The 4,641-nt window shown below is 70.3% G+C and carries 3 protein-coding genes; 1 reads left to right on the forward strand and 2 read right to left on the reverse strand.

All coding sequences use genetic code 11. The annotated features are described in order from the left end of the window. Positions 1-78: 78 nt before the first annotated feature. Both CCL05_RS34950 and CCL05_RS34955 read right to left on the reverse strand, forming a co-directional pair. Positions 79-1,608, reverse strand: coding sequence for an MFS transporter (locus CCL05_RS34950; protein ID WP_086564665.1), 1,530 nt, complete (start codon positions 1,606-1,608; stop codon positions 79-81). Positions 1,609-1,707: 99 nt separating this feature from the next. Beyond that, the gene (locus CCL05_RS34955) at positions 1,708-3,048 is read right to left on the reverse strand and encodes a DUF445 domain-containing protein (protein ID WP_425275966.1); all 1,341 of its coding nucleotides are present in this window, start codon (positions 3,046-3,048) and stop codon (positions 1,708-1,710) included. Positions 3,049-3,244: 196 nt separating this feature from the next. On the opposite strand from CCL05_RS34955, the gene CCL05_RS34960 reads away from it, so the two are divergent. Beyond that, on the forward strand, positions 3,245-4,579 hold the full coding sequence (locus CCL05_RS34960; protein ID WP_086564667.1) for an SGNH/GDSL hydrolase family protein: 1,335 nt from the start codon (positions 3,245-3,247) through the stop codon (positions 4,577-4,579). Positions 4,580-4,641 lie beyond the last annotated feature (62 nt).

The raw sequence follows: 4,641 nt of genomic DNA on the forward strand, positions 1-4,641 counted from the left end.
CGGGTGGGTCCGCAACCCGGCGGAGCGGGGTGCCGCTGCGCCCACCCGTGCCGCCCCAAGCGGCACGACTGCCCGCAGCTAGGTGCGGCCCTGCGCCGTCGCCGTCCTCGACCCCGTCGAGTCGGAGGCAGAGGTGGGGTCGCTGTCCGTCTTGCCCTCCGCCGCCGTCAGTGGTGTGGCGATGTCCTCCAGGGAACGGCGTTCCGCGTGGACCGCGAGGAGCGCTGCCACCAGGCCTGCCAGGCACATCAGGGTCGCGCCGATCTGGAAGGCGAGGACCGTGTCGCCGACCTTGCCCGTGCCGGTGAGGTCGGCGAAGAGGAGCGGGCCGCTGATGCCGCCGGCTGCCGTGCCGATGGCGTAGAAGAAGGCGATGGACATGGCGCGGGTCTCCATCGGGAAGACCTCGGAGACCGTCAGGTAGGCGCTGGACGCGCCCGCCGAGGCGAAGAACAGCACCGCGCACCAGCAGGCGGTCAGCGTGGTCGCGCTGAGCGAGCCCTGGTCGAAGAGCCAGGCCGTGCCGAAGAGGAGCAGGCCGGACAGCAGGTACGTGCCGGAGATCATCACGCGGCGGCCGACCGTGTCGAAGAGCTTGCCCAGGAGCAGCGGGCCGCAGAAGTTGCCGAGCGCGATGACCGCGAAGTAGTAGCCGGTGCTGCCGCTCGGGACGTCGAAGAACGTCGTCAGGATCGCGCCGAAGCCGAAGGTGATGGCGTTGTAGAGGAACGCCTGGCCGATGAAGAGGGAGAAGCCGAGGATGGCGCGGCGGCGGTAGTCGGAGAAGACCGTGCGGCCGATCTCCAGGAAGGAGACGCTGCGGCGCTGGTGGATGGTGATCTCGCCCTCCGCGCGCGGCAGCGGTTCGCCGTTCTCCTGCGTGACCTTCCGCTCGATCGAGGAGACGATGCGTTCCGCTTCGTCGTCGCGGCCGTGGATCAGCAGCCAGCGGGGGCTCTCCGGGACGTGCCGGCGGACCAGCAGGATCACCAGGGCCAGGACCGCGCCGAGTGCGAACGTGAGGCGCCAGCCGACGTTCGCCGCGAAGATGTCCGTGTCCAGCGCGACGATCGACAGGAGGGAGCCGCCGACCGCGCCCAGCCAGAAGCTGCCGTTGATCATCAGGTCGACGCGGCCGCGGTACTCCTTGGGGATCAGTTCGTCGATCGCGGAGTTGATGGCCGCGTACTCGCCGCCGATGCCGAAGCCGGTGAGGAAGCGGAAGAGGAAGAACCACCAGGTGTCGAAGGCGATCGCGGTCAGGGCGGTGGCGGCGAGGTAGACCGCCAGCGTGATCATGAAGAGTTTTTTACGGCCCCACTTGTCGGTCAGCCGGCCCCAGAAGAGCGCGCCGGAGCAGGCTCCCGCCACGTACAGGGCGGCCGCCATGCCGGTGACCTCGCCGGAGGTGATGGGCAGGCCGCTGCCGGGTTCCGACAGGCGGCTGGCGATGTTGCCGACGACGGTGACCTCGAGACCGTCGAGGATCCACACGGTGCCGAGTCCGAAAACGATCGTCCAGTGCCAGCGCGACCACGGGAGGCGGTCGAGGCGGGCGGGGATGTCGGTGGTCACGGTTCGGCCGGTCCCGGCCTGTGCGGTGGTCATGGGCTCCCTCCTCATCGAGAAGAACCCGGATCGAGTGCCCTGAGCGGACTTGCTTACGCCCTGGCACCTCGGACCACCCGCGCGTCACCTCCCGGCCGCTCACGCTCCCAGTGCGTGCGACACCGTGTAGATCAGCAGGCCGGCGAGCGAGCCGACCACCGTGCCGTTGATCCGGATGAACTGCAGGTCGCGGCCGATGTTCGCCTCGATCTTCCGCGTGGTGTGCTCGGCGTCCCAGCCCGCCACCGTGTCCGTGATCAGGGAGGTGATCTCCTTGCGGTAGGTGGTGACGACGTAGACGGCCGCGTCCTCCACCCACTGGTCGACCTTGTCCTGCACCTTGCGCTCGCCCGCCATCCGGGAGCCGAGCGACAGCAGGGAGGCCCGTACGCGCAGCCGCAGTTCGCTGCGCTCGTCCTCCGCCGCCGCGACGATCATGGACCGTACGGCCGTCCAGGCGCTGGCGATGAGGTCCTGGACCTCGCCGCGGCCCAGCACCTCGCCCTTGAGTCGCTCGACCCGGGCGCGGGTGTCGGTGTCGGACTGGAGGTCGGAGGCGAAGTCGGTGAGGAAGCGGTCGAGGGCGCCGCGCGCGGGGTGGGCGGGCATGTCGCGCATCTCCGTGGCGAAGCGCAGGAGTTCCTTGTAGACGCGCTCGCCGACCTTGCGGTCGACGAACCTCGGCGTCCAGCCGGGGGCGCCGCCCTCCACGGCGTCCATGACCTCCTCGCGGTGCAGCACCAGCCAGTCGTGCGCGCGGGTGACGACGAGGTCGACGACCCGTTTGTGGCCGCCGTCGGCGACGATCTTCTCCAGCATCTTGCCGATGCCGGGCCCGATCTCCTGGGCGTTGGCGCGCCGGGTGATCGCCTCGCCGACGACGGCCTGGACGTCGGAGTCTCGCAGGACCGTCAGGGCGCCGCGCAGGGCCGTGGACAGCTCCGCCGTGACCCGGTCGGCGTGTTCGGGGACGGCGAGCCAGGCGCCGAGGCGGCTGCCGATGCCGACGGCGCGCAGCCGCTGCCGTACGACGTCCTCGGAGAGGAAGTTCTCCCCGACGAACTCGCCGAGGGTGACGCCGAGCTGGTCCTTCTTGGTGGGGATGATCGCGGTGTGCGGGATGGGGATGCCGAGGGGGTGACGGAAGAGTGCGGTGACGGCGAACCAGTCGGCGAGCGCGCCGACCATGCCCGCCTCGGAGGCCGCGGCGACATAGCTCGCCCAGGGGCCCGCGCCGGAGTTCTGGGCCCACTTGGCGAGGATGTAGACCACGGCCACGAACAGCAGGAGCCCGGTGGCGGTGAGTTTCATGCGGCGTACGCCGCGCTGCTTCTCCTCGTCCGCAGGGCTGAAGGTGGCCATCGCACGGTTCGTGGCGACGCCGGGGCGGGCATGCTGCCCTCCGACGCCGCCCTTTTCTTCTGCTTTCGTCCGTTCCATCCGCTCCACCCGCTTGGTGATCCCGCACACATTGTCCCTTCCTGACCGACTCCTGGAACGGATCAGGAGTTCCCGGCGTCTGTCAGCAGGGGGGTAATGCCACGGGGTCCGTGTGAGCTTCCCCCGGCCCATGACGCATCATGGGCATATCAGATCGGAGCCTTGGGCTCCCATCGCCCGAGGAGAACTACACAGCATGACCCGGGGTCGTGGTTACGCCCTATTGGCCGTCGTTGTCGCAGCGATCGTGGCCCTTTCCACCGCCATATACGTCGGGGTGGCGTCCGACAGAGGTACGCCGGCGCGCAACGCTCTCGCCGACGGCCGCCTCCCGAACAACTCCGCCGCCCCCGCCTCCACCGGCACCTGGGTCGGCACCTGGTCCGCTTCTCCGGCCGCGGCCGAGCCGGGCACGGAGACGACCGGCATGGCGGACCGTTCGGTGCGCAACGTCGTCCACACCAGCGTCGGCGGTACGAGTGCCCGCGTGACGCTGTCCAATCTCTACGGCCAGTCGCCGCTGAGCATCACGCGCGCCTCGATCGCCGTCGCCGCCGGCAGCGGCACGGCCGCCGCGCTCTCTGACACCCTGCGGCAGCTGACCTTCAACGGCGGGCCGGCGGTCGTCATCCCGCCCGGCCGGCAGGTGATGAGCGACGCCGTGCGCATCGTCATCCCGCGCGACGCGGACGTCCTGATCACCACGTACACGCCGACCAGCTCCGGCTCGGTGACGTACCACCGGCACGCCCGGCAGATCTCCTACGTCGCCCAGGGCGACCACACCGCTGACGCGACGGGCGCGCCGTACACCGAGCAGAGCATGTACTGGCGTTACCTGACCGCGCTGGACGTGCTGAGCAACGAGTCCGACGGGACGGTCGTCGTCCTCGGCGACTCGATCACCGACGGGATCACCTCCACCGCCGGTGCCAACAACAGGTGGACCGACGTCCTGTCCGACAGGCTACGCGCGGAGATCGCCGCCGGGCGGGACCTGCCCCGCTACAGCGTCGTCAACCAGGGCATCAGCGGGAACCGGGTCCTCACGGACGGGCTGGGCCGGCCGGCGGACAACCCCAGCGGGCTGAACCGCTTCGCGCGGGACGTGCTGGAGCGGACGAACGCCAAGGTCGTCGTCATCGACCTCGGGGTCAACGACATCCTGCGCAATCCGCGGCTCGCGGATCCGAACGCGGTGCTCGGCGGGCTGCGCACGATGGTCGGGCAGGCGCATGCGCGGGGGCTGAAGGTCGTGGGGGCGACGCTGATGCCGTTCGGCGGGCACCGGGGGTACTCGGAGGCCCGGGAAGCCGTGCGGCAGCAGATCAACGCGGAGATCCGGGCGGGGCGGGTGTTCGACGCGGTAGTCGACTTCGACAAGGGGCTGCGTGATCCTTACGATCCGCGGCGGCTGCGGGCCGAGTACGACTCGGGGGATCATCTGCATCCCAGTGACGCGGGGTTTGCGCGCATGGCCGAGGTGTTCGATCTGGAGAGTCTGAAGGGGTCTGTGCCGGCGGAGCTGTAGGGCTGCAGCCGGCTGGGCGGGGTGGGTGCGCAGCCCGGCGGTGCGGGGTGCCGTCTGCGCCC

The sequence above is a fragment of the Streptomyces africanus genome (assembly GCF_002150735.1).
Lineage (GTDB): Bacteria > Actinomycetota > Actinomycetes > Streptomycetales > Streptomycetaceae > Streptomyces > Streptomyces africanus.

Coding starts and splice junctions, on each gene's coding strand:
- CCL05_RS34950 (WP_086564665.1), bottom strand. CDS start 1,608: ATGACCACCGCACAGGCCGGGACCGGCCGAACCGTGACCACCGACATC.
- CCL05_RS34955 (WP_425275966.1), bottom strand. CDS start 3,048: ATGGAACGGACGAAAGCAGAAGAAAAGGGCGGCGTCGGAGGGCAGCAT.
- CCL05_RS34960 (WP_086564667.1), top strand. CDS start 3,245: ATGACCCGGGGTCGTGGTTACGCCCTATTGGCCGTCGTTGTCGCAGCG.